We start from the raw sequence: 22,070 nt of genomic DNA on the forward strand, positions 1-22,070 counted from the left end.
TCAATCGTATGGGACGACATCATAGATTCGGAAGCCGAAAATGCCAGCGGGGACACAGACCCAACAGTATCCTGATCGGATTACTCCTGCTGCTGGCAGGCGGACTGCTGTTCGCCAGGCAATTCGGCTTCCCGATCCCGTATTATCTTTTTACCTGGCAGATGTTCCTGATCGCCGTTGGTGTCTTCTCCGGTATCCGGAGTAATTTCCGGGGTTTCGGCTGGGCAGCACCGATCATTATCGGTACCATCTTCCTGGTGAGGGACTATGTGCCGGATGCGTCAAACTATGAACCTTATATTATTCCGGCTGTCCTGGTAGGTGTTGGCTTATTCATCGTGCTGCGTAATGTGGGGCATCACCGCAGTGCACCAACAGATGAACCCTTTGCACCGGCAGAATCCGTGAGTGACGGGGAACGTGTGGAAGCCAGTTCGGTGTTTGCGGGAATCCGGAAAAATATCATCAGTAAAACTTTTTCGACCGGTGAAGTGTCGGCGGTATTCGGCAGTGCTGAGATCAACATGTTGCAGGCAGACCTGCAACCCAATGCGAAAATCGAACTCAATGCCGTATTCGGCAGCATCAAATTAACCGTACCGGCACACTGGCAACTTAAAATTGAGGCAAATGCCGTGTTGGGAAGCGTGGACGATAAGCGTCCGCAACACAGCATCTATTCTGACAAGGTTCTGATAGTAGAAGGAAATGCCGTTTTCGGCGGAATTGAAATCGAAAGCCATTAATCATGAACTGGTACATTGCCAAAATCATTTATGAGATCATCTGCGGAGACGGTTCACACAGTCCCCAGTTTGATGAACAACTGCGACTCCTACAAGCCACCGATGCTGCTGAAGCATTTGACCAGGCGAATGAGATCGGACTGACGGAAAGCCTGCGTTTCCAGAACGACAGGCAGCAACTGGTAGAGTGGAAATTTATCGGGGTACCGGAGTTACACCTCCTGGAAACGAATGCACATGGCGCAGAACTGTTCAGCCGTATCCGTGAAGTAGACAATGCCTCCCATTACCGGGAGATCATACTCGGCAGGGCAAAAAACCTGCAACAAAACAAAACCACATGCCAGGAATACCACTTTCTAACGTGAGTCTCCGGCTGATCATGGGGATCTTTATCTACCTGGTCTGGCAACTGAATTTTATCGGTGTACTGCAACAGGAATTCGGATTCCAGGCGGCACTCATTGATTCAGGAATTAACCTGCTCCTGCTGATGTTTTCCGCACAGATCATTCTGCATACTTTCCGGTTTTACCAGCCGCAGCCCAACCAGTTCTGGGTCATTCTCTCCATCGGTGCTGTATTTTCAGTACTACTGGTCATCTTTGCAAAACTTATGTTGCCGCTGCTGATCAAAAACAACCCGGCATATGAGACCTTTCTGAACAGGACAGTCAATATCAGGATCGGGTTTGCTATCCTTACGGTATGTTGTATGCTGGTGCTCAGCCTGCTTTGGAATATGCTGAACCGGGAAGTGGAGGCGCGGGAAAGAAAGGAGGAAACACAGGCACTCGCCAGGGAAGCGGAATTGTTCAAGCTTCGTCAGCAACTGCAGCCGCACTTCCTCTTTAACAGCCTCAATTCCATCAGCGCGATGGTGGTGACCGAGCCGGGAGAAGCAAGAAAAATGATTGAACAGTTATCCACTTTTCTGCGGGCGACCATCAACCGAAAGGACGGGGAACTCATCAACCTGGAAGAAGAACTGGAACAGATCGACCGTTACCTGGTCATTGAAAAACTTCGTTTCGGTCACCGTCTGCAGACTTCCGTAAATGCTGCTGAAGAATGTTTTTCGGCGAAATTGCCGCCGCTGATCCTGCAACCCGTAGTTGAAAACGCCATCAAATTCGGATTGTATGACACGATCGGTGAAGTCACCATCAATATAACGGCGACCTGCACTGCCGAAAGCCTGCAGATCACAGTATCCAATCCTTTTGATCCGTCCACGAGCAGCAGCCTGAAGGGAACAGGATTCGGGCTCAACGCTGTAAAACGCCGCCTGTACCTGCTTTTTGGTCGCCAGGACCTGTTGACTACAGGCTCGGAAGACAACCTATTCATCACGACGATTCACATTCCGCAAGTTTATGTATAAGGTGATCCTGATCGACGACGAACCACTGGCCAGCCGCATGGTGAAAGAGTACCTGGAACCCTACAAGGACCTATCTGTCCAGGCCATTTGCCACGATGGTTTTGAGGGATTAAAAGCTATCCAGCAGTTCCAGCCTGATCTTATCTTCCTGGACATCCAGATGCCCAAGATCAATGGTTTTGAAATGCTGGAGTTGCTGGAAAATCCGCCCGCGGTGATCTTTACCACAGCCTTTGACGAGTATGCCATCAGGGCTTTTGAACACCATGCATTGGATTACCTGCTGAAACCATTTTCCCAGGAAAGATTTGACAAGGCCGTACAGAAATTTTTATCCCGGCATCCACAAACTGCTGCGGAACAAACGAAAGCGCTCCTTGAAACCGCTGCGGCCCATCCCCAGCAATTTGACCGCGTAGTGATCAGGGAAAACAGTAATATCCGCATCATTCCCATTGCCGACATTCATTATATTGAAGCTGCTGATGACTATGCGAAGATTGTAACCGGCAACGGAAGTTTTCTCAAGAACAGAACGATGGCTGCATTTGAAAAACAACTTCCTCCTGAAACCTTTGTACGCATACACCGTTCCTACATTGTGCATGTGGCGCAGATCACGCAATTACATCCGCATGAAAAAGAGACCTATACTGCCATTCTCCGGAATGGCAGGCAACTTCCCGTCAGCAAAACAGGGTATATGCGCCTGAGGGAGGTACTCGGCATCAACCGCTGACCGGAACCCGGCTGATGCGTTCTTCCAGTGCCCGGCGCGTTCCTTCGAGGCTCACGTGCTGGATCCCTTCAATGCCCAGCCGCTGTGCAGCCTGGATAAATACCAGCCTGTCATCGATATAGATCACTTCTTCCTTGCGAAGATGTCCGATGTCAAGCGCGTATTGGTAGATCTGCTGATCAGGTTTGCGCACATGAACATAACAGGACGACACAAAGGCATCAATAAAAGTATCCAGTCCGAATTGCTTTATGCGGTAATCATTCAGCTCCCGTGCTTCATTGTTGACGGCAATAAGCTTAAGGCCATGATCCTGTTTAACCTTCCGGATAAAGGAGATCATTTCCGGAAAAGCATGTGACTGCTGATAGATGAACTCCCGCAGTGCTTCTTTGGGATAGGGGGTAACGTTCACCACAAGCAGATCGAGGTAGTCATCAAAGGTCATTTTACCTGCTTCGAAAGCGTCAAAAATGATATGATGCCTTTCATTGAGTTCTGCGAGATCAAGCGAGAATTTACCTGCTGCTTCTGCCCTGGCCCTGCGATCCCAGCCGTTGGTCAGGAATACGCCGCCGATATCCAGAAATAAAGCTTTTAAGGGTAAGCTGTTTTGCATAATTATTTGATTTTACGCTTCGGTACCCAGCCACATGGCGCCTCCGATACTATCCCTGCGGGCGCCTGTTACCGATGATAATACGTTATATTCTTCCCGCCAGCGCAGCACACCGATCAAGGCCATCACGACGGCTTCCTTGAATTCCACCAGTTGCCTGTCGGGTACGACAACAGTGATGCCCATCGGTTCAAGTTTTTCCCGGATTCTGGATATCAGAAAACCGTTCAGGGCACCGCCGCCGGTGATCAGCATCGATTGCCCGGCAATCTCTACCTGGTGCCGGCTGTTAATGTGGAGTACTTCTTTTTCCAGTTGCAGGGCAATATGATCCACAAAAGTGTGCAGGGCGTCGGCCACCGACAGCCTCTGACCTTTTATCAGGGGATACACCACATCGGTGCCGAAATCATTGGAGAGGGATTTTGGATAGGGCATACCATAATAGTCCAGTTGTTCAAGCCTGGAAAGCAATGTCTGGTCAGTCTTTCCGGTAGCGGCCAGTGCGCCGTTTTCGTCCATTTGCCAGCCCAGGTCTTTCACCAGCATATTAAGGATCCGGTTGGCCGGGCAGATATCGTATGCGTAGTAATGTTCTTCATGCCGGAAAGAGATATTGGCAATCCCCCCGAGGTTGAGCAGGTAGCCGTATTCCTTCCAGAGTAGTTTCTCGCCGATCGGAACGATGGGTGCACCCTGTCCTCCGAACGCAAGGTCAAGTGCACGCAGGTCACTGATCACGGGAAGGCCGGTTTCGGCGGCGATTGCTGCGCCGTCTCCCAGCTGGCCGGTCATGCTGCGGAGGGGAAGGTGAAAGGTGGTATGGCCGTGGGAAGCTATCATATCTACCTTGTGCCACAGGCCATGGGTCTCGATAAACTGGTTTACCGCCTGCCCGATAAAATGACCATAATCGGCATGCAACAACATGTAATCCAGCGCTGTCAAATGAATAGCGCTCCGCAGCTTTTCCTGCCATTCGTGGCTATAGGGGAGGCAAGTGGCGTACTGGATCTCGACAGACCATTTCCCCCCGGTTTCCTGGAGGTGGACGTAAGCGATATCCAACCCGTCGAGCGAGCTTCCACTCATTAGGCCAATAGCTTTATATATCATTAAAAAAATGTTTTGTGGGGCGGGTGCAAATTACAATCTTTGGTTCTGGAGAAAAAAGGATTCTCATGGTGGTCAATCTAAGCAAGCATTTTTCACTGCTTAACCAATGGGTGGCAGAAATCAGGGACCTGGAAGTGCAGCAGGACAGGATGCGTTTCCGCAGGAACCTCGAGCGAATTGGCGAAGTGGCTGCCTATGAAATCAGCAAGACCCTGCCCTACGACACCAGTGAGACCCAGACACCGATGGGTACGGCGACCAGCAAGGTACTGCAGCAACAGCCTGTTCTCGCCACCATACTGAGAGCCGGTCTGCCGCTTCACCAGGGCCTGCTGAATTATTTTGACCGTGCCGATAACGCCTTTATCTCAGCTTACCGCAAACATCAACCCGACGGCTCCTTTGAAATCAGCCTCGACTATATTTCCTGTCCCGACCTTGACAACCGGGTGGTGATCATTGCGGACCCGATGCTGGCAACCGGAGCTTCACTTGTAAAGACGTTACAGTACCTTCGGGATGAAGGTGAACCGAAAGAGATTCATATCGTTACGGCTATTGCCTGTACCGTGGGAATTGAGTATGTTCACCGGAATGAACCAAATGTCCGAATTTGGTGCGGGGCAGTAGATGATGAACTGACAGCCAAGGGATATATTGTTCCGGGGCTGGGAGATGCTGGCGATCTGGCCTATGGCAACAAACAACAATCGTAGAAAATTTCGGTACCTAACCGGACCTTATTTATGAACCGTGCTTACCAAATACTAGTTGTGCTGGGATTGCTTTCTTACTCTGTGCAGGCTCAGGATCCTCATTTCTCTCAATTCTTCGCGTCTCCGATGACCCTCAACCCGGCTTATACCGGCAAATTCAACGGCGTGCTGCGTGCCGCAGGCAATTACAGGGACCAATGGCCAACGATCAGCAAGGCTTTCGTTACGGCCACCTTATCCCTGGATGCGCCTATTCTCAAAGGAAAACTGAACAATAACGACACCTGGGGTCTCGGTGGTATGGCCATGACCGACCGTACGGCAAACGGTATCCTGAACAGCAACTTCCTGATGATTTCCACAGCCTACCATAAGGCGTTGGATGAAGACGGCTTTCATCAGCTGGGCATCGGTTTCCAGGGCGCATATGCGAGTAAAAGGCTGGATGGTTCACAATTAAATTTCGAAAGCGAACTGGCATTGGACGGTACCTGGTCCAACCCCAGCGGCGAAAGCATAGATGGTACGAAGATCAATGTCGGCTATTTTGACTTCAACGCCGGTTTCATTTACAGTGGGTCCACAACAGGTGACAATAATTTCTATGGCGGCGTTTCCGTTTACCATATCAACCGGCCAAAGGAAAATTTCACCAATGGTTATTATACCCTTCAACCTCGGGTGACCATACACGGGGGCGGCTATCTGCCTACGGGTGAAGCGACTACCCTTCACCTGTCAGCTCAGCATTCCCGCCAGGCCGGGGCATTCGAGACCGTTGTTGGTGGTGCACTTGCCCTCAATGTCAACAACGATTTTGAAAATCCCACGAGTCTTTATGTTGGTTCCTGGTATCGTTTCGGAGATGCCCTTATCCCCTACCTGGGTCTTGAATGGAATGATCTGCGGCTGGGTCTCACCTACGACGTCAACACGTCCAGCCTGAAGACTGCCTCCCAGAAAAGAGGCGGCATAGAGATTTCCCTCATTTATGTGCGCAAGGCAAGCGATGGCAGGAAAGATATCCCCTGTCCGAAATTCTAACGATTCAGCGTGGTACGTCCGCTCACATGGGGATTCCCCCTGAGGTAGAAGCGGTAAGGCAGCAGGGCATCTTCGCCGGCGTAATCGACCCCGATCCGCACACTTGAACCAATGGCGCTTTTCCTGATCCTGGCACCGTCATCCCACAAACTGATCTGGTCCTGCAGGGAATGACCGGTATGCCCTGTATGGATGCCCAGGGCTTTTGCGACATTGCCTGGTCCACGCCCGATGGAAGCATTCCAGTGTTTTTTCCGAACCCGGTCCAGGATCGTCCGGATGCCTTCCACAGGTTCAATCGCCCTGATCAGCACCGCATGCGGCTGCCCGCTGGTGCTGGTCACCACATTGAAAAGGTGATGGATGCCATAACACAGATACACATACGCCACGCCGCCTGTTCCGAACATTACTTCTGTACGGGCGGTTCTGCGGTTGTTGTAAGCATGTGAAGCCCGGTCGATCACACCCTGGTATGCTTCTGTTTCTACAATCCGCCCGCTGGTCCGCTTACCATCAAACGTAGTCAGCAAGATTTTGCCGATCAGTTCCCTCGCGATCTTCAGCACATCCTCCCTCAGGAAAAAAGAGTCGTCTAATTTTAGCATGATTGAATCAGGTCTAGGTTCAAATTAATACATTTAGGCGCTAAAAACCACCGCCTTTGCTGAAGGAGATCATCATTGCTATCCAATCCTATTACCGGGCGCACCACTTTATCCGTGAACATCGCCTCTGGCGCTGGATCATTATTCCGGGTGTCCTTTATATGCTGCTCTTTATTACGGGCCTTTATTTCTTTGTTGGTTCGAGTAATGATGCCGTGAACTATCTCAGCAACCTCATCGGAATTGACCGGTGGCTGCAGGAACAGAAAAATCCTTTCCTGAATTTTCTGTTCGTTATGGGGAATATCATGGTCAGGTTACTGCTGGTCTTCTTCTATTTTTCCTTTTTCAAGTATTTCTTCCTGATCGTTGGTTCTCCGGTGTTTGCCTACCTCAGTGAAAAGACAGAATCCATACTCGAAGGCAGGGATTTTCCTTTCAGTTTCCGGCAATTGCTGAAAGACATTCTCCGCGGCATCAGGCTTTCATTGCGAAACATGCTCTGGCAGACAGTTTATACGGTATCCATCCTGATCCTTTCCTTTATACCCGTGGTCGGATGGGTAAGCCCGATGCTTTCTCTTTTTACCGAATGTTATTACTACGGTTTCTCCATGGTGGATTACAGTTGTGAACGCAGAAAACTATCGCCCGCAGAAAGCATCCGCTTCATTACCGACCACAAAGGGCTGGCGATCGGAAACGGCCTGTTATTTTACCTGATGCATGCCGTGCCTGTTCTGGGATGGATCCTGGCGCCCACCTATGCCGTAGTGGCCGCAACATTGTCGGTGCGGCAGATTGAAAACAAGTAATTTCAACTATGGCAAGCAGTGCATTAGGCAAAGTGTTGCTCATCCCCTGTTACCTGGATGAAGAGCACCTGGAAACTATCCCGGCTTATGTGCTGGAAGCAGTCCAGTCATGCCAGGTCTTTTTTGTGGAGAACGAAAGAACGGCAAGACGTTACCTGAAAAGACTGTGGAAAGAAATGGTGATCGACAACTATTCCTGGTTCCCCATACAGAAGCTGGAAGCTGCCACTACTGAACAGTTCCGGCAGCAACTGAAGCGCGGACATACTGTTGGTATTCTCAGTGAAGCGGGATGCCCCGGCATTGCAGATCCCGGGCAATTACTGGTAGCCGCTGCGCAGGAAATGATGGCGGAAGTTAAACCGCTGGTGGGTCCGAGTTCGATCCTCCTTGCATTGATGGCCAGTGGAATGAACGGCCAGCAGTTCCGTTTTGCAGGATACCTCCCCATCGACAATGCCGCAAGAAACAAACAGATCCGCGAACTGGAACAGGAATCACAGCGTCTGAACTGCACGCAGATCTTTATTGAAACCCCTTATCGCAACCACCAGCTGTTTGAACAACTCCTGCAACATTGCCGACCGGACACGAGGCTTTGTGTTGCTGTAGACATAACCGGTACAACGGAAACGATCAAAACAAGGACCATAGCCGGCTGGAAAAAATTTCAGCCTGACTGGCATAAACGCCCCGCGATATTCCTGCTGTATGCGGGCAACAACTGATTGCCTTATTGTGCCGGTTTCGGATTGATTACTGGTCCGCCAACAGACGCGCGCATAGACAGAATGCTATCTACTACATATTCAGAGTTTCCTCTCCAGGGAATAGATCCCTGGTATTCTTTATAATGCAGTTCGAAGATTTTACCGCTATTGTTCATCAACTGCGAAGCAATCGCTTCATTCGTTACTGAAAACTCAAACTCATAACTCTGAATGCTACCCGCCACACCACCTTTAAATCCCGACTGAATCAGTTTGCCTTCATAGGTTTTAAAGATGTATCCTTTTTTCACGAGAAAGTTCAGTTCACCTGCCTTCACACCTTCCCCGAATACCCAGTAAAATCTCCAGTAAAAAAAGATGAATCCAAAAACAATCAGCCCTACCAGGATATAGGTGAGTACTCTACGCATGTCGGAGGATTTAATATTTGAAATTAAAGGTTTTACTGCTCCAATCCATATTTGTCTACCAGGTAGATCAGGATCGCCATGTTGAGCGCCCCGAGATCAAGCTCCCTTTTATTGACTTGTTCAAAAACATCATTGCGGGCATGGTGCAGGTCAAAATACCGGGAACCATCCGGGGTCAGCTCTGCTACCGGTGTTTTCAGCAAAGCATTCAGGGGACTCACATCCGCGCCACCGCCACCTGTGGTAAACCTATGGACACCCCTTGGTTCAAAAAAGGGAAGCCATCTCCTGAGTTTGTTCAGTTGTTCTTCACTGAATGAAAAGGAGAAGCCGCGCGGGGTGAAGCCACCTGCGTCGCTCTCGAGTGCAAAAACATGTTTTTCATTTTTGGATACTGCCTCCTGTGCATACTTACGTCCGCCTCTCAGGCCGTTTTCTTCGTTGGCAAACAGCACCACCCGGATGGTATGCCGCGGCTTGTAGCCCATTGCTTTCAGGGCGCGCAGTACTTCGATGGAATGGACGCAGCCGGTACCGTCATCATGAGCGCCTTCGGCGGGATCCCAACTGTCGAGGTGCCCGCCCACGGTAATGTACTGGTCAGGAAATTCTGTTCCTTTCCATTCGCCGATCACATTGTGCCCTGTTGCATCCGGCTTGAAATTGGCGCCCGAACGATAGTAGATGTCCACCTGTTTGCCGCTTTTCAGCAGTGCTATCAGTTGATCGGCATCTTTGAGCCCCATGGCCGCTGCCGGTATTTTCGGTTGTGTGGAATCGTAAGCTGTTGATCCGGTATGCGGGTTATTATCGGTGCTTCCGGTAATGGAACGGATCATAACTGCCGCGGCACCATATTTCGCGGCACGCGAGGGTCCTGACCTGCGGTAGATGCCATCATCCACATAAGACAGGAAGGTTTCCAGGTAAGTGTTGTTGAATACATTATTAAATACCACAATCTTACCTTTCACCTGGTCTTTTTTCTGTTCCAGGTCGGCAAAATCCTGAACCAGGATCGCCGGCAGCAATATTCCCTTTTCGCCGGTGCCTACAGAATTACCCAATGCGAGAATATCGAGGCGCACCTTCTGATTGCCGTTCCCTTTTACCGAATACCATGCAGAGTCGGTACCGCCGCGTTCCCAATGTGGAACAAGGCATTCCTGGAGCCATACCCGGTCTGCACCTGCCTGTTCCAGGGTCTTTTGTCCCCAGGATTCGGCTTTCAGCATATTGGGCGATCCCGCCAGCCTGCCGCCTACAGTTTTGCAAAGCACCCGCAGGTTCTCATAGGCCGTTGACCGGAGGAGAATTTCGTCGGATAAGTTCTTAATTAACAGGGAGTCTTCTACCTGGGCAACAGCGTTCTGACAAACTAAGGCAGCCAGTAACCAAACAAAAAGGCGCATGGTGTGTTTTTTTAAAATTAACCCAAACATGATTATCCTTTACCTTCAACAACAATAATTTCCATATGCGAATCGGAATTGTATGCTATCCTACCTTTGGCGGCAGTGGCGTTCTGGCAACCGAGTTGGGAAAAGCACTCGCAGATAAAGATCACCAGGTTCATTTCATCACTTATCAGCAACCGGTACGCCTAAACGAATTTCATGCAAATATCTTCTATCATGAAGTAAGGGTGCCTACCTATCCCCTTTTCGATTACCCGCCCTACGAAACCGCCCTGGCAAGCACCATGGTGGACGTAATTCTCAATAATCATCTTGATCTGCTGCATGTGCATTATGCCATTCCCCATGCCTCGGCAGCGTTTATGGCAAAACAAATCGTATACAAAACCACCGGCAAAAAAATTCCGGTGATCACTACACTTCACGGAACAGATATCACCCTCGTAGGCCGCGATAAGACGTATGCCCCGGTGGTCACATTTTCAATCAACGAAAGTGATGCGATCACGGCGGTGTCGAGTAACCTGCGGGATGAAACCTACAGGTCTTTCCAGATAGAAAAGGAAATTGAAGTGATTCACAACTTCGTGGACGTATCGCGGTTCCGCAGGAAGGGAATTGATGCATTCAGGAGAGTGATCGCCCCCCATGGCGAACGGATCCTGCTGCATGCATCCAACTTCCGGAAGATCAAGCGGATCGAAGACGTTGTTCGCATATTTGCGCAGGTGGTAAAACAGGTGCCCTCCAAACTGTTACTGGTTGGCGACGGGCCGGAACGGCCGGCAGCGGAAGACCTGAGCAAGGAACTGGGTATTTTTGAAGATATCAGGTTTGTAGGTAAACAGGAACAGATGGAAGAGATCCTGGCCATTTCTGACCTGTTCCTCCTTACGTCGGAATATGAAAGCTTTGGTCTTGCAGCGCTGGAAGCGATGGCCGCAGGCGTACCGGTGATCAGCACCAATGCCGGCGGTCTGCCCGAGATCAATATACACGGTCAAACCGGTTTTCTCAGCAATGTGGGTGACGTGCCCGACATGAGCCGTCATGCCATTGATCTGCTTAGCAATAAAGCCATGCTGGATACCTTTAAGGAAAACGCGATGGCTCAGAGTGACCGCTTTGATATTCATCATATCGTTCCGGTCTATGAAGCCTTGTATAACCGCTTCCTGACAGTGCCTGCAGACCACTCATCCGCGGTAAGCAGCCTCTCTTAAAAAGCCCCGCAGGGTACACTGTTTTCTGGTTATCTTCATCAGTCAATTAAGCTTTTTCTGATGAATAACACGCGCATATGCCGGTACTTCCTGCCGGTGCTTGCCATGCTGCTGGTGCATACCGGCAGTTTTGCACAGCAACAGGTTTCCCTTCCTGTCGATTATTATCAATTGCCAAACGGATTGAAGGTCGTTTTGTCGCCTGACAGTCACGCACCGATCGTCACTGTGGCAGTATATTATAATATCGGTTTCCGTATTGAACCAAAAAACCGAACAGGTTTCGCGCACCTGTTTGAGCACATGATGTTCCAGGGCTCGAAGAATTTCAAAAAAGGTGAATTCGACAAACTAACGGAAAAGAATGGTGGCTATAACAATGGCTCCACCAGGTTTGATTTTACAAATTATTATGAAGTGATGCCCGCCCATATGCTGGAACCGATCCTCTGGGCAGAATCTGACCGAATGAAGGCACTTGACCTTAACCAGGCCTCCCTTACCAACCAGCAGGGCGTGGTGAAGAACGAAGTGAAAGTAAATGTGCTGAACCGGCCTTATGGCGGATTTCCCTGGCTGGATATGCCGCAGTACGCCAATGAAAACTGGTATAATGCGCACAATTTTTATGGAGACCTGAAAGACCTCGACTCAGCAAAACTGGAAGATGTTGAAAGCTTCTTCAAAACCTTTTATGCACCGAACAACGCTGTACTGGTTGTGGTGGGCGACTTCGATAAAGCCAGCGCCAGAAAATGGATCAGCCAGTATTTTGGTCCGCTTCCTTCAGCAACCGTACCGGCTATTCCCGATCTGAAGGAAAAACCACAGGAAAAGGAAAAAAGATTTACCAAAGAGGATGCACTGATCAACAAGCCGGCTATTGCCATTGCCTACAAAATGCCGGATCGCAATACTCCGGAATACTTCGCGATGGGGCTGATCAGCCAGTTGCTGGTAGAAGGAAAAGACAGCCGTTTGTACCAGCGCCTCGTGCAACAGAAAGGATTTACCGCAAATGTGAACGGCGGCATCAATTATCTCGGCAATATGTATAACTACAATGGACCGATGCTCTGGATGATGGATCTCATCTATGACGCAGCGGTGAATCCTGATTCCATTGTAGCGCAGGTGGACCTCGCAATTGGCGATATCGCCCGCGACATCAACCCCGAGACCCTGAAACTTGCGAAAGTGAAGCTGCGATCCGAGTTCTATGAAACGATAGGTGACGGTACCGGCCTCGCCGACCTGTTGGCCTGTTTTGCTCTTTTTGACAACAACCCGAACCGGGTGAACGAACTCGAGAAGGAATTTGATCAGGTAACGCCGGATCTCATCCGCAAGACGATCAGCACCTACCTGAAACCCGGGAACAGAACCATTTTACTAAACCTGCCTGCTGCTAAAAAACAATAACATGAAACCGCTCCTGATATTTAGTCTGGCAACAGGTCTGGTCTTTTCAGCCGTTGCGCAAACCAAACTTCCCGCTCCCGGCAAACCGAAGGACTTCAATCTTCCCGCTGTTAAAAAATGGCAGCTTGACAATGGTCTGAAGGCTAGTGTAGTGCCCTATGGCAGCATCCCGAAAGTGTATATTGAGATCGTGGTAAAAACCGGGATGGTGCATGAGCCGCAGGATGCACGCTGGCTGGCCCGCTTTACCGGCAAGCTGATGGAAGAAGGCAGCACCCGGTACAACCTTGAAACAATCTCAAAGAAAGCCGCAGCCATGGGTGGCCGTGTGACCATCGCCGTGGGTATGGAAACCATTACGATCGGAGGCTCCGTACTAAGTGAATTTGCACCTGATTACATCGCCCTGATCGCTGACCTGTTGCAGCATCCCGCGTTTAGGGATGACGCTACTGACAGGCTGAAAAACGATCTGAAAAGAGAACTTAACCTCCGCAAGGTGCAACCCAGTGCCCAGGCAAATGAAAAATTCCTTTCACTGGTATTTGGAGACCATCCTTACGCGAGCCAGTTGCCAACCGAAGCAATGGTCGATGGCTTTAGTGCTGCCAAAGCGAAACAGTTTTATGCATCGCAATTCGGGGCAGAACGTACGGCGATCTATGTAGCCGGTAAATTTGATGACAAGGCAGTGGAAAAAGCCATTGGTGACAATTTTAAACAGTGGGCAAAGGGACCAGCAGTATCCTACCCTGCTGCCGTAGCCAAAAAAACGGATTCATTGGCAATCGTGGAAAGGCCGGATGCACCGCAAACAGTAGTGATGCTGGGCGGCCCGGTGATTGATCCCACGCATGCAGACTACACAAAACTTGAAGTGACCAACTCGTTGCTGGGTGGCTCCTTTGGTTCCAGGATCACTACGAATATCCGGGAGGACAAGGGTTATACCTACTCACCGTTCAGCACTATCCTGAACCGCCAAAAGATCGGTGTCTGGTATGAGAAGGCTGATGTGACCAGTGAAAATACAGCAGCTTCATTGCTGGAAATCAAAAAAGAAATGGATAAGGTACAAGCCATACCGGTTCCCGCTGATGAGCTGAAAGGCATTCAGAACTATGAAGCCGGAAGTTTTGTGATCACCAATTCGAGCGCGGAGGGCATTATTAACCAGTTGCAGTTCATGGATCAGAATGGCCTGAAGATGACTTACCTGACCAACCGGATCAAAGACATCTATTCGGTTACCCCCACGGATGTACAGGCAATGGCAAAAAAATACCTGAACTATCCGGTCATGACCCTGGTGATGGTAGGCGACAGAAAACAGATCGACGCACAACTGCCGGCAATCCGGGAAAGCCGGAACGCTGCCAAAAAAGGATTCTAGTGCTGCTGCATTCGCTGCTGGACAATGACTTTTATAAGTTCACCATGCAATATGCAGTGGTGAAGTTGTTCCCGTATGCCCATGCGCGTTATGCATTCATCAATCGTGGGAAGCATATATTCCCTGATGGTTTTGCGGTCGCTCTCAGTAAAGCAGTTCAGGACATGCGGCACCTGGCGTTGACGCCTGACGAAAAACAGTTTCTGCGGCACACCTGCCCGTACCTTGATCCCGGTTATCTTGATTTCCTCCAGGGTTACCGGTATGATCCGGATGAAGTGGTGATCAGCCAGGAAGGGGGTGCTGTGGAGATCCGGGTAGAAGGCGCCTGGTACCGCACGATTCTTTGGGAAGTTCCCCTATTGTCGCTGGTCTCCGAGATCTATTATCAATTGTCCGGCGAAACCCGCATATCAGACGAAGCGGTGAAGAACGTGGTGGCAGAGAAAATGGAAAAGTATAACCGGCTGGGCGTGACCGTTGCAGAATTCGGCACGCGCCGCCGGCATTCCTATGCCGTGCACCGGCTGGTGATGGAAGCCCTGGTTGCCAGCAGGGGGCCCAGCTTTGTCGGCACCAGTAACCTTCATTTTGCACAGGCATTTGGGGCACGCCCCATCGGCACCCATGCCCACGAGTGGTTTATGTTTCATGCGGCCCGCTACGGCTTTAAGATGGCCAACCGCATGGCACTGGAGCATTGGGTAGATGTGTACCGGGGAGACCTTGGTATTGCCCTCAGCGATACCTACACCACCGAGGTGTTCTTCCGGCAGTTCGATAAGAAGTTTGCCAAACTGTTCGACGGGGTGCGGCATGACAGCGGTGATCCGCTGGAGTTTGCGGATAAGACCATCGCTCATTACCGTTCACTGGGAATAGATCCGGAAAGCAAGACCATCATCTTTTCTGACGGACTGAATTATGATAAAGTGGAAGCGATCACCCGGCATTGCTCGGGACGGATCGGCATATCGTTCGGCATCGGCACCAACCTGACTAACGATGTGGGGCCGGAGCCGATGAATATCGTTATGAAACTTACTGAAGCCCGCCCCGAAAATGAGGACTGGACGCCGGTAGTTAAATTATCCGATGAGAAGGGTAAATATACCGGCCAGGAGAAAATGATCCTGCTCGCCAAGGAAATTCTTGGATTACTTTAACCAGGCTTCCGGATTAAGGTTAACACTCTTGTCGTTGGTGATCACAAAATCGAGTTCACCGCGGCCACTATCTTTTTCCTCAAGCTTCCCGAGCACCTGGCCCATTTTAACCTGTTGACCGCGATTGACAGTCACTGAAGACAAGTTGCTGTAGGTGGTGAAGTATTTGCCATGTTTGAGAATGACCGCCTGGGTCGAGCCAATATTCATCACTGATGATACCACACCTTCAAAAACCGCTTTGATCGAACTTCCTGCGTCAGCCTCAATGGTAATACCAGGATTGTCAAATGTAATATTACCCAGCCCTTCAACTTTTTGCGGACCGAAGGCCATTGCTATCCGCCCGGAATTTACAGGCCAGGGAAGGTTGTTTTTATTCTTTTCAAAATTATCTGACAGCACTTTGACTTCTTCAGAGGAAATCAGGGGACTCAGCGGTTTGCTTTCCTTTGCAGGTTTGTCGGCCGGTTTGGAGGTTGCAGTTGCCGGTTTAGAGGCAGGCTCTTCTTTATTATTCTTCGCTTCAGCAGCTGCTGCAGCTTTTCTTGCCGCTTCCTCCTTTGCTTTCCGGGCTGCTTCTTCCTTCCTGGCAATTTCAATTTCACGATTGATAGCTGACCGGATGGCTGTTTTCAGCTTGGCATCCTGTTTCCTTTTAGCATTCAGGTCATTGGTCAGTTCTTTTTCCTGCCCTTTGATCTCTTTCACGACAGCATCCTTTTCCTTTTTCTCTTCCTCCAGCACTTTGAACTGCTTGTTCTGTTCCTGCAGGGCATCATCTTTCTGCGCCTTATTGATCCGGAGGCCCGCCAGCGTCTTCTGAAGCTGGTCCTGTGTATTACGGTAATTTTCTGCCTGTTGTTCCCGATAGGCACGATAAGACTTCAGATAACTCATACGCTTCAGCGCGTCATTGAAGGTTCCTGCAGAAAAGATGAAATTCAGAAAATCGTAGTTACTCCGGTTCTTGTACGCATACACCACGCTGAGCTGATACTGCTGTTTCAATGTATCCAGCTCACTGCGCAGTTTCAGGATATCGCGCCAGCTTTGATTGATATTGCTCTGGATCAGGTTGACCTGCGCGTTGATATTTCTGATCTGGGATTCCCTTAACCTGATCTTCTTGTTCACCAGGTTAACCTCGGCAAGGCTCTTCTTCTTGTACTTCTTCGTTTTCTCGATCTGTTCCCGGAGGTCATCGATCTCGCGCTGGATGTCAGCCTGCTTCTTTTTCAGTTCAGCACTGCTTTGCGCCTGTACCATAAGGCCACCGCCCAGCAACAGGAAAAAAAGTATGAAGAGCCCTTTTTGCATCATGCCAATGGAGTTGTTGATGGAATCTTTCAAATATAACTTCCCAAACGCTTATTGCACCGTATAATTTTTCGGAACAGAGAAAGGGTAGTTTAAACTTTCGTTAAAGCTATATTGCTTGAACTCCATCTGAACGTCCAGTTTGGTTTTTTCAGCCAGACTGATCTTCCGGTAAGTAGCGAATGATTTTCCGGATGCACCATTGTAATTGCCGTAGCTGAGGTCGCAGGTCCTGTTCCTGTTTACATCCACATCATCGAGTTTGATATGTTGCAGCAGGAAGTTGTCATTGCTGAGTGTGAGTAGGTTTTTAAAGAGTTCGCCGATGCTCAGGATGCTGACGGCATCTGCATTCCGGCGGTAGGAGATAATATTGTTGGAATCAACAAAGATGGGGTTGCCCACCAGCACATCCTGGAAATTCTTGAAATCAAAAGGCAACCTGGCCATTTCCTCAAGGTATTTGACGCTCCGGAACTGAACAACCTTATCCTTTTTGTTGATCACCTTCACACTATCCGGCGTAATAAGGATCCGGAATGCTTCATAACTGAAGACAGTTGCATTCACAGAAAGCCAGATGATGCTGTCCCGTTTCATCCGGATGAATACGGTCAGATCGGGACCCTTGCCATCCTTGTCCCAGTAATCCACTTTTATTTTCCCCGAGAATGTCTCGTAACTGATCCGGTTTTTCTCCAGCCCTTCAAACACCTGGTTGATCACCCTGACACTATCCGCATGCGGATCAAGCATTACCGTTTGGGCCGAGTCTTTTTTGGGAAGGGCAGTACTGATCTTTTTGGTTGCGCGGCAGCTCACCAAACATAATAAGGTCAGGGCGGCAGCGACGCCTGTAATTGATCTCATGCTTTAAGATTTTCCGGTATGGCCAAATCCACCTGCATTTCTTTCCGTAACGCTAAGGCTTTCTGCAGGTTCCCAGGTAACCTGTTCCACCGACTGAACCACCATCTGGGCGATCCGGTCACCATTGGCAATGGTCTGCTCTTCAGCAGAGAGGTTGATCAGGATTACTTTTATCTCTCCTCTGTAATCTGCATCAATCGTGCCCGGCGTGTTGAGGCAGGTGATTCCCTGTTTCACTGCAAGGCCGCTCCTGGGACGGATCTGGGCCTCATATCCGGCCGGCAGTTCAATGAAAAGTCCGGTGGGCACAAGGGTTCGTTCAAGCGATTTCAATACGATCGGGGCGCTAAGCTGGGCACGCAAATCCATTCCTGCAGACAGGGCCGTAGCATATGCAGGCAGCGGATGGTCGGAATGATTGATAATCTTAACAGCAATTGGCATGGGCGCAAAAATAGGGTTTTCGTTAGGTAAAATCAGACTCCCTGCCGCACCAGCAACACGGTGGCATAGGCGACAAGGCCTTCTTCCCGCCCCACAAAACCCATTTTTTCTGTAGTGGTGGCTTTAACGGAAACATCATCCTGGCTGATTTCCAGGATCGAAGCAATGACGGCCCGCATCTCATTACCGTGTTTTTTAATCTTCGGCGCTTCCAGGCAAAGAGAAGAATCAACATTTACCACCAGGTAACCTTTCTGTTTGATGAGTTCGTAAGACTTTTCCAGCAGGATCCTGCTGTCGATATCTTTAAACTGTTCGTCGGTATTCGGGAAATGAATGCCAATATCGCCAAGGGCCAGCGCACCCAGGAGGGCGTCGCAGATCGCGTGCAGCAGTACATCCGCATCACTATGCCCGAGTGCACCTTTGTGATGCGGAATGGTGACGCCGCCGATAACCAGTTTTCTGCCTTCCACCAACTGGTGGAAATCAATGCCAAATCCTATCCTGTACATAATTGATAAAAATAAAAAAGCGTTCCGCAAAGAAACGGAACGCTTTCAATATAAGGTTACTGAACTGACTATTCTGTTGTGCCGCCACCATCATTCTCAGCACCACCCAGGTCGAAGATGAGGCTGAAACGGAGGGTATTGGACAATGGGTTCTGGTTTACCCCGCTGCCGCTGGGAATAATATAACTGAAGTTCAGGCCGAACACATTGTATTTGATACCGGCACCAAGGGTAAAGTACTTCCGGTTCCCCTTAGTCTTGTCCTCATAAAAATAACCGGCCCTGAGGGCAAACTGGTTCTGGTACCAGTATTCCATACCTGCGGAGATAGTCCATTCGCGGAGCTCTTCGCTGAAACCACCCGGTGCATCAGAAAATGAGGAGAACCAGGAATTCACTACAGATTTGCTGCGGTATTCCACCAGGCCGGCCGAGTCACCAACTGCTGGCGGAGTGGGCACCATCAATTTATTGAAATCAAGTCCGAAGGTCAGCTTGCTGCTTTCGTCAAAAACTTTGGTATATGCTGCACCCAGCCCGAGGTTGGCAGGGATAAAGTCTTTCTGGGTAGCATCGGAAGTGTACCCGATTTTTCCACCGAGGTTGGTGAGGGTTGCACCTGCTGCAAATCCTTCGCCCACTTCATTAGCCCCATTATAGTAGAAGCTGAGGTCACCGGCAACAGTGCTGCCGGCCTTATAGGTAGTTCCGTTTACGTTCTGGCCACCGGCAAGATTGGAATAGATATAGCGCAAAGCCACACCCAGGCCGATCTTTTCAGAAAGTTTACGGGAATATCCCAGGTCGATACCGAACTCCCGGGGGCGGTAAGAGCCAAAATCGTTACCGCTGTTGTCGGTAAACTGGATGTTTCCCAGGTTAAAATACCGCATACTGGTAGTAATCGCCTGATTATCATCAAGTTTATAATAGCTGCTCAGCGATGCGAGGTAGACGTCATTCAGACCAAGGCGCTTCAGCCAGGGCGTATAGGTCAGTCCGATCGCAAATTTGCTTTCATTAAATGGTGTCTTGGCAAGGTTCCAGTAAGGGGAGTTTACGTCAGTAGGGGTGGCAATTCCGACTTCACCCATACCGCCGGCACGGGCATCCGGAGATATCCTGAGGAAAGGAACGGCTGTCGTAACTACATTGATCGGTTCCGTAGTTGACTGTGAAAATGCTTCAGTGGCCGAAAATGCAGCTACCAAAGCCAGCGCAGCCAGTTTAAGGGACTGTTGTTTCATGTGATGTTGTCTTTCTTATATAATGGTTCACATGAAACGCCCGGGTTTTGCCCGTCAACAAAGAGAAAATACCCTTTGAACAGTTCAGGGTTGCCTGGTCGTTTCAATAAAAAATGGGTATAATTTTCTCTATAAGCGGCTAAAATAATCAAAAATTTGTTTTCCTACCTATAAGTTCGAACCTAGCAGGCTGACAGTCAACATTTTGCTGTTGCGGCAAAATTTGCCCGTTTCGCCCGCGCGATATTGTCCCAATAGGAACGGTATCCCTTTCCAATTATTGTACCGGGATTGCCCGCGCGAAGGTAGAAATGATCCTGCAATCGGCTTCAATACGGCCTGCAAAAGCCGCGCCTTATTATTTCCGGTATGTGTTGGATTAGTTAATCCTTGCAGCATTTAAGATTTTGGCAAGCCTATTGATTGTCTAATCTCATTATATTCGCAGTCGGCATTATCAACTTGCACAATAATAGGAAAATACGCCCGTTATAATTGTCTTAAACCAGCGTAAATGGCTATCAAAATGAACTGGAAAAACCTAACAATCCTTGTATCCTGCGCCGCAATGGTCGCTTCCTGTAAGAATGGGAAGCTGTTCGGCAAAAAAACCCAGAAATCCGACGTGACCGGTTGGAATTACAATGACAAAAACCAGGGTGGTTACCAGGTTTCCAAAGAAAAAGAACAGAGGACTGGTCCGGGCCTCGTATTTGTTCAGGGCGGTACCTTTACCATGGGTGCTACTGAAGAAGACGTAATGGGTGACTGGAACAACGCTCCCCGCCGCGTTACAGTCAACTCTTTCTATATCGACAAATCCGAAGTGGCGAACGTCCATTATCGTGAATACCTGTACTGGATCAACACCGTTTTTGACGGTGATGAGCACCAGGCAGTTCGTAACGGGGCGCTTCCCGATACACTGTGCTGGCGCAGTGAGCTCGCCTACAACGAGCCGCTGGTTGAATATTACTTCCGCCATCCTTCCTATAACTATTACCCCGTCGTAGGTGTAACCTGGAAACAGGCAAATGACTTCTGTCTCTGGCGTTCCGACCGCGTAAACGAACTCGAACTCGTTAAACGTGGCTTCATCAATGACAAGTCTATCAAAAATGTTTCCGGTATCGCAGAAGAACATTTCGAAACAAAATCATACCTCACCGGTGAATTCCAGGCTACTCCTGGTAAAGCCGCCCGTTCCAAAAGCAATACGCTGAAGAATCCGAACGGTACGCCCCGCACCAATGTGACTTTCGAAGATGGTATCCTGTTGCCGAATTATCGCCTTCCGACAGAAGCTGAATGGGAATATGCAGCCCTTGGCTATGTTCACCAGAACCCACAGCCCTCCAAGAAAGAAGGCAATCGTGGTGAGGAGCTGGTTGCCAACAAGCAGGTTTATTCCTGGTCATCCAATGTTAATGGTCTCCGTGACACCCGCCGTGGTAGCTGGCAAGGTACCTTCCTGGCCAACTTCAAAAGAGGTTCAGGTGATAACATGGGTGTTGCCGGTGGTCTGAATGACCGTGCCGTATATACTGCACCGGTTCAATCTTTCTACCCCAATGGTTTCGGCCTGTATAATATGAGCGGTAACGTCAACGAATGGACTGCTGATGTTTATCGTCCGCTTTCTCTCAACGACTTTGATGATGTTTCCCCTTACCGTGGTAACAAATACAATACTGTTGACCAGACTACCGGTAAACCGGAGCGTGACAGCCTTGGCCGTATCAAATACCGTTTGATGACCGACGACGAAAGCCGCAGCCGCAGGAACTATCAGAAAGCTGATGTGATCAACTACCTTGACGGTGACTCACTGCTGCAGGGTGTAAGTTATGGTTATGGCAAAACTACCCTGATCAGCGACAAGAGCCGTGTAATCAAAGGTGGTAGCTGGAACGACCGCGCCTATTGGCTGAGCCCCGGCACCCGCCGCTTCCTGGAAGAAGATCAATCCTCCAGCACTGTAGGTTTCCGTTGCGCAATGGACCGCACCGGCAGCCCTGAAGGTAACGGCCGCAAAACCGGTATCAACTACAAGCAAAGAAGACAAAATACCCGTAAGAAATAACCGGGTGTCAGATAGCCTTCAAAGAGCCGTTCCAAAAGAGC

23 protein-coding genes are annotated in these 22,070 nt (G+C 49.6%); 13 read left to right on the forward strand and 10 right to left on the reverse strand.

Going from position 1 to position 22,070, the window contains the following annotated elements; translation table 11 throughout:
* Positions 1-8 precede the first annotated feature (8 nt).
* From FPE01S_RS26465 to FPE01S_RS03225, 4 genes are read left to right on the forward strand one after another with little or no spacing between them, the layout of a single operon-like run.
* Entirely contained in the window at positions 9-746 is a 738-nt protein-coding gene (locus FPE01S_RS26465) for a LiaF transmembrane domain-containing protein (RefSeq protein WP_046367444.1), read from the forward strand.
* 2 nt (positions 747-748) lie between these two features.
* On the forward strand, positions 749-1,114 hold the full coding sequence (locus tag FPE01S_RS03215) for a DUF4288 domain-containing protein (RefSeq protein WP_046367445.1): 366 nt from the start codon (positions 749-751) through the stop codon (positions 1,112-1,114).
* A complete protein-coding gene (locus FPE01S_RS03220) occupies positions 1,087-2,130 on the forward strand; it encodes a sensor histidine kinase (RefSeq protein ID WP_072053946.1) in 1,044 nt (347 codons plus the stop codon). The genes FPE01S_RS03215 and FPE01S_RS03220 overlap by 28 nt, the downstream gene beginning before the upstream one ends.
* Positions 2,123-2,869 (forward strand): LytR/AlgR family response regulator transcription factor, encoded by a 747-nt coding sequence (locus tag FPE01S_RS03225; protein WP_046367447.1) that lies wholly within the window; start codon positions 2,123-2,125, stop codon positions 2,867-2,869. Before FPE01S_RS03220 ends, FPE01S_RS03225 begins: the two co-directional genes overlap by 8 nt.
* On the opposite strand, the gene FPE01S_RS03230 is transcribed toward FPE01S_RS03225, so the two are convergent.
* Complete coding sequence (locus tag FPE01S_RS03230) at positions 2,859-3,488, reverse strand: HAD-IA family hydrolase (protein ID WP_046367448.1); 630 nt, start codon at positions 3,486-3,488, stop codon at positions 2,859-2,861. The genes FPE01S_RS03225 and FPE01S_RS03230 overlap by 11 nt on opposite strands.
* Positions 3,489-3,500: 12 nt before the next feature.
* The gene (locus tag FPE01S_RS03235) at positions 3,501-4,604 is read right to left on the reverse strand and encodes an anhydro-N-acetylmuramic acid kinase (RefSeq protein ID WP_046367449.1); all 1,104 of its coding nucleotides are present in this window, start codon (positions 4,602-4,604) and stop codon (positions 3,501-3,503) included.
* Between the two features lie 65 nt (positions 4,605-4,669).
* Here FPE01S_RS03235 and upp point away from each other — a divergent pair, with 65 nt between their 5' ends.
* On the forward strand, positions 4,670-5,320 hold the full coding sequence (gene upp / locus FPE01S_RS03240) for a uracil phosphoribosyltransferase (RefSeq protein ID WP_046367450.1): 651 nt from the start codon (positions 4,670-4,672) through the stop codon (positions 5,318-5,320).
* A gap of 30 nt (positions 5,321-5,350) precedes the next feature.
* Positions 5,351-6,364, forward strand: a complete 1,014-nt coding sequence (locus tag FPE01S_RS03245) for a PorP/SprF family type IX secretion system membrane protein (RefSeq protein WP_046367451.1) — start codon at positions 5,351-5,353, stop codon at positions 6,362-6,364.
* Here the strand turns inward: FPE01S_RS03245 and FPE01S_RS03250 are convergent.
* Positions 6,361-6,972 carry a DNA-3-methyladenine glycosylase gene (locus FPE01S_RS03250; protein WP_046367452.1) on the reverse strand — a complete coding sequence of 204 codons (612 nt, stop codon included), beginning with the start codon at positions 6,970-6,972 and terminating at the stop codon, positions 6,361-6,363. The genes FPE01S_RS03245 and FPE01S_RS03250 overlap by 4 nt on opposite strands.
* 56 nt (positions 6,973-7,028) lie before the next feature.
* On the opposite strand from FPE01S_RS03250, the gene FPE01S_RS03255 reads away from it, so the two are divergent.
* Entirely contained in the window at positions 7,029-7,787 is a 759-nt protein-coding gene (locus FPE01S_RS03255; RefSeq protein WP_046367453.1) for an EI24 domain-containing protein, read from the forward strand.
* Between the two features lie 8 nt (positions 7,788-7,795).
* Positions 7,796-8,515 carry an SAM-dependent methyltransferase gene (locus FPE01S_RS03260; RefSeq protein ID WP_046367454.1) on the forward strand — a complete coding sequence of 240 codons (720 nt, stop codon included), beginning with the start codon at positions 7,796-7,798 and terminating at the stop codon, positions 8,513-8,515.
* A gap of 5 nt (positions 8,516-8,520) precedes the next feature.
* Here the strand turns inward: FPE01S_RS03260 and FPE01S_RS03265 are convergent, their stop codons facing one another.
* Both FPE01S_RS03265 and FPE01S_RS03270 read right to left on the reverse strand, forming a co-directional pair.
* Complete coding sequence (locus FPE01S_RS03265) at positions 8,521-8,928, reverse strand: hypothetical protein (RefSeq protein ID WP_046367455.1); 408 nt, start codon at positions 8,926-8,928, stop codon at positions 8,521-8,523.
* A 32-nt stretch (positions 8,929-8,960) separates the two neighbouring features.
* The gene (locus FPE01S_RS03270; protein WP_046367456.1) at positions 8,961-10,340 is read right to left on the reverse strand and encodes a M20/M25/M40 family metallo-hydrolase; all 1,380 of its coding nucleotides are present in this window, start codon (positions 10,338-10,340) and stop codon (positions 8,961-8,963) included.
* Positions 10,341-10,405: 65 nt separating this feature from the next.
* Between FPE01S_RS03270 and bshA the strand changes: the two genes are divergently transcribed.
* From bshA to pncB, 4 genes are read left to right on the forward strand one after another with little or no spacing between them, the layout of a single operon-like run.
* On the forward strand, positions 10,406-11,569 hold the full coding sequence (gene bshA / locus FPE01S_RS03275) for an N-acetyl-alpha-D-glucosaminyl L-malate synthase BshA (RefSeq protein ID WP_046367457.1): 1,164 nt from the start codon (positions 10,406-10,408) through the stop codon (positions 11,567-11,569).
* Positions 11,570-11,629: 60 nt separating this feature from the next.
* Positions 11,630-12,991, forward strand: a complete 1,362-nt coding sequence (locus FPE01S_RS03280; protein ID WP_052955476.1) for a M16 family metallopeptidase — start codon at positions 11,630-11,632, stop codon at positions 12,989-12,991.
* Between the two features lies 1 nt (position 12,992).
* A complete protein-coding gene (locus tag FPE01S_RS03285; protein ID WP_046367458.1) occupies positions 12,993-14,384 on the forward strand; it encodes a M16 family metallopeptidase in 1,392 nt (463 codons plus the stop codon).
* Positions 14,384-15,550: a nicotinate phosphoribosyltransferase gene (gene pncB, locus FPE01S_RS03290; protein ID WP_245623932.1), complete on the forward strand. Its 1,167-nt coding sequence runs from the start codon at positions 14,384-14,386 to the stop codon at positions 15,548-15,550. Before FPE01S_RS03285 ends, pncB begins: the two co-directional genes overlap by 1 nt.
* Here the strand turns inward: pncB and FPE01S_RS03295 are convergent.
* The 5 genes from FPE01S_RS03295 to porV all read right to left on the reverse strand — a co-directional run bounded on the left by FPE01S_RS03295 (position 15,542) and on the right by porV (position 19,946).
* A complete protein-coding gene (locus FPE01S_RS03295; protein WP_157473877.1) occupies positions 15,542-16,873 on the reverse strand; it encodes a murein hydrolase activator EnvC family protein in 1,332 nt (443 codons plus the stop codon). The genes pncB and FPE01S_RS03295 overlap by 9 nt on opposite strands.
* Positions 16,874-16,921: 48 nt before the next feature.
* Positions 16,922-17,740, reverse strand: a complete 819-nt coding sequence (lolB1, locus tag FPE01S_RS03300; protein WP_052955477.1) for a lipoprotein insertase outer membrane protein LolB1 — start codon at positions 17,738-17,740, stop codon at positions 16,922-16,924.
* A 3-nt stretch (positions 17,741-17,743) separates the two neighbouring features.
* Positions 17,744-18,184: a dUTP diphosphatase gene (gene dut / locus FPE01S_RS03305; RefSeq protein ID WP_174446976.1), complete on the reverse strand. Its 441-nt coding sequence runs from the start codon at positions 18,182-18,184 to the stop codon at positions 17,744-17,746.
* Positions 18,185-18,216: 32 nt separating this feature from the next.
* Complete coding sequence (gene ispF / locus FPE01S_RS03310) at positions 18,217-18,699, reverse strand: 2-C-methyl-D-erythritol 2,4-cyclodiphosphate synthase (RefSeq protein ID WP_046367460.1); 483 nt, start codon at positions 18,697-18,699, stop codon at positions 18,217-18,219.
* 68 nt (positions 18,700-18,767) lie between these two features.
* Positions 18,768-19,946, reverse strand: coding sequence for a type IX secretion system outer membrane channel protein PorV (gene porV, locus FPE01S_RS03315; protein WP_046367461.1), 1,179 nt, complete (start codon positions 19,944-19,946; stop codon positions 18,768-18,770).
* A 514-nt stretch (positions 19,947-20,460) separates the two neighbouring features.
* Between porV and FPE01S_RS03320 the strand changes: the two genes are divergently transcribed.
* Positions 20,461-22,029, forward strand: a complete 1,569-nt coding sequence (locus tag FPE01S_RS03320) for an SUMF1/EgtB/PvdO family nonheme iron enzyme (RefSeq protein ID WP_245623933.1) — start codon at positions 20,461-20,463, stop codon at positions 22,027-22,029.
* The last annotated feature ends 41 nt before the right edge of the window (positions 22,030-22,070 follow it).

This window comes from Flavihumibacter petaseus NBRC 106054, from assembly GCF_000974785.1.
Taxonomy (GTDB): domain Bacteria; phylum Bacteroidota; class Bacteroidia; order Chitinophagales; family Chitinophagaceae; genus Flavihumibacter; species Flavihumibacter petaseus.

Excerpts from the sequence above, each read along its gene's own strand:
- lolB1 (WP_052955477.1), bottom strand. The coding sequence starts at position 17,740 with ATGAGATCAATTACAGGCGTCGCTGCCGCCCTGACCTTATTATGTTTG.
- FPE01S_RS03230 (WP_046367448.1), bottom strand. The coding sequence starts at position 3,488 with ATGCAAAACAGCTTACCCTTAAAAGCTTTATTTCTGGATATCGGCGGC.
- FPE01S_RS03320 (WP_245623933.1), top strand. The coding sequence starts at position 20,461 with ATGGCTATCAAAATGAACTGGAAAAACCTAACAATCCTTGTATCCTGC.
- FPE01S_RS03225 (WP_046367447.1), top strand. The coding sequence starts at position 2,123 with ATGTATAAGGTGATCCTGATCGACGACGAACCACTGGCCAGCCGCATG.
- bshA (WP_046367457.1), top strand. The coding sequence starts at position 10,406 with ATGCGAATCGGAATTGTATGCTATCCTACCTTTGGCGGCAGTGGCGTT.
- FPE01S_RS03245 (WP_046367451.1), top strand. The coding sequence starts at position 5,351 with ATGAACCGTGCTTACCAAATACTAGTTGTGCTGGGATTGCTTTCTTAC.
- ispF (WP_046367460.1), bottom strand. The coding sequence starts at position 18,699 with ATGTACAGGATAGGATTTGGCATTGATTTCCACCAGTTGGTGGAAGGC.
- porV (WP_046367461.1), bottom strand. The coding sequence starts at position 19,946 with ATGAAACAACAGTCCCTTAAACTGGCTGCGCTGGCTTTGGTAGCTGCA.
- FPE01S_RS03265 (WP_046367455.1), bottom strand. The coding sequence starts at position 8,928 with ATGCGTAGAGTACTCACCTATATCCTGGTAGGGCTGATTGTTTTTGGA.
- FPE01S_RS03250 (WP_046367452.1), bottom strand. The coding sequence starts at position 6,972 with ATGCTAAAATTAGACGACTCTTTTTTCCTGAGGGAGGATGTGCTGAAG.
- FPE01S_RS03295 (WP_157473877.1), bottom strand. The coding sequence starts at position 16,873 with ATGATGCAAAAAGGGCTCTTCATACTTTTTTTCCTGTTGCTGGGCGGT.
- FPE01S_RS03215 (WP_046367445.1), top strand. The coding sequence starts at position 749 with ATGAACTGGTACATTGCCAAAATCATTTATGAGATCATCTGCGGAGAC.
- FPE01S_RS26465 (WP_046367444.1), top strand. The coding sequence starts at position 9 with ATGGGACGACATCATAGATTCGGAAGCCGAAAATGCCAGCGGGGACAC.
- FPE01S_RS03260 (WP_046367454.1), top strand. The coding sequence starts at position 7,796 with ATGGCAAGCAGTGCATTAGGCAAAGTGTTGCTCATCCCCTGTTACCTG.
- FPE01S_RS03270 (WP_046367456.1), bottom strand. The coding sequence starts at position 10,340 with ATGCGCCTTTTTGTTTGGTTACTGGCTGCCTTAGTTTGTCAGAACGCT.
- dut (WP_174446976.1), bottom strand. The coding sequence starts at position 18,184 with ATGCCAATTGCTGTTAAGATTATCAATCATTCCGACCATCCGCTGCCT.
- FPE01S_RS03285 (WP_046367458.1), top strand. The coding sequence starts at position 12,993 with ATGAAACCGCTCCTGATATTTAGTCTGGCAACAGGTCTGGTCTTTTCA.
- upp (WP_046367450.1), top strand. The coding sequence starts at position 4,670 with ATGGTGGTCAATCTAAGCAAGCATTTTTCACTGCTTAACCAATGGGTG.
- FPE01S_RS03220 (WP_072053946.1), top strand. The coding sequence starts at position 1,087 with ATGCCAGGAATACCACTTTCTAACGTGAGTCTCCGGCTGATCATGGGG.
- FPE01S_RS03235 (WP_046367449.1), bottom strand. The coding sequence starts at position 4,604 with ATGATATATAAAGCTATTGGCCTAATGAGTGGAAGCTCGCTCGACGGG.
- FPE01S_RS03280 (WP_052955476.1), top strand. The coding sequence starts at position 11,630 with ATGAATAACACGCGCATATGCCGGTACTTCCTGCCGGTGCTTGCCATG.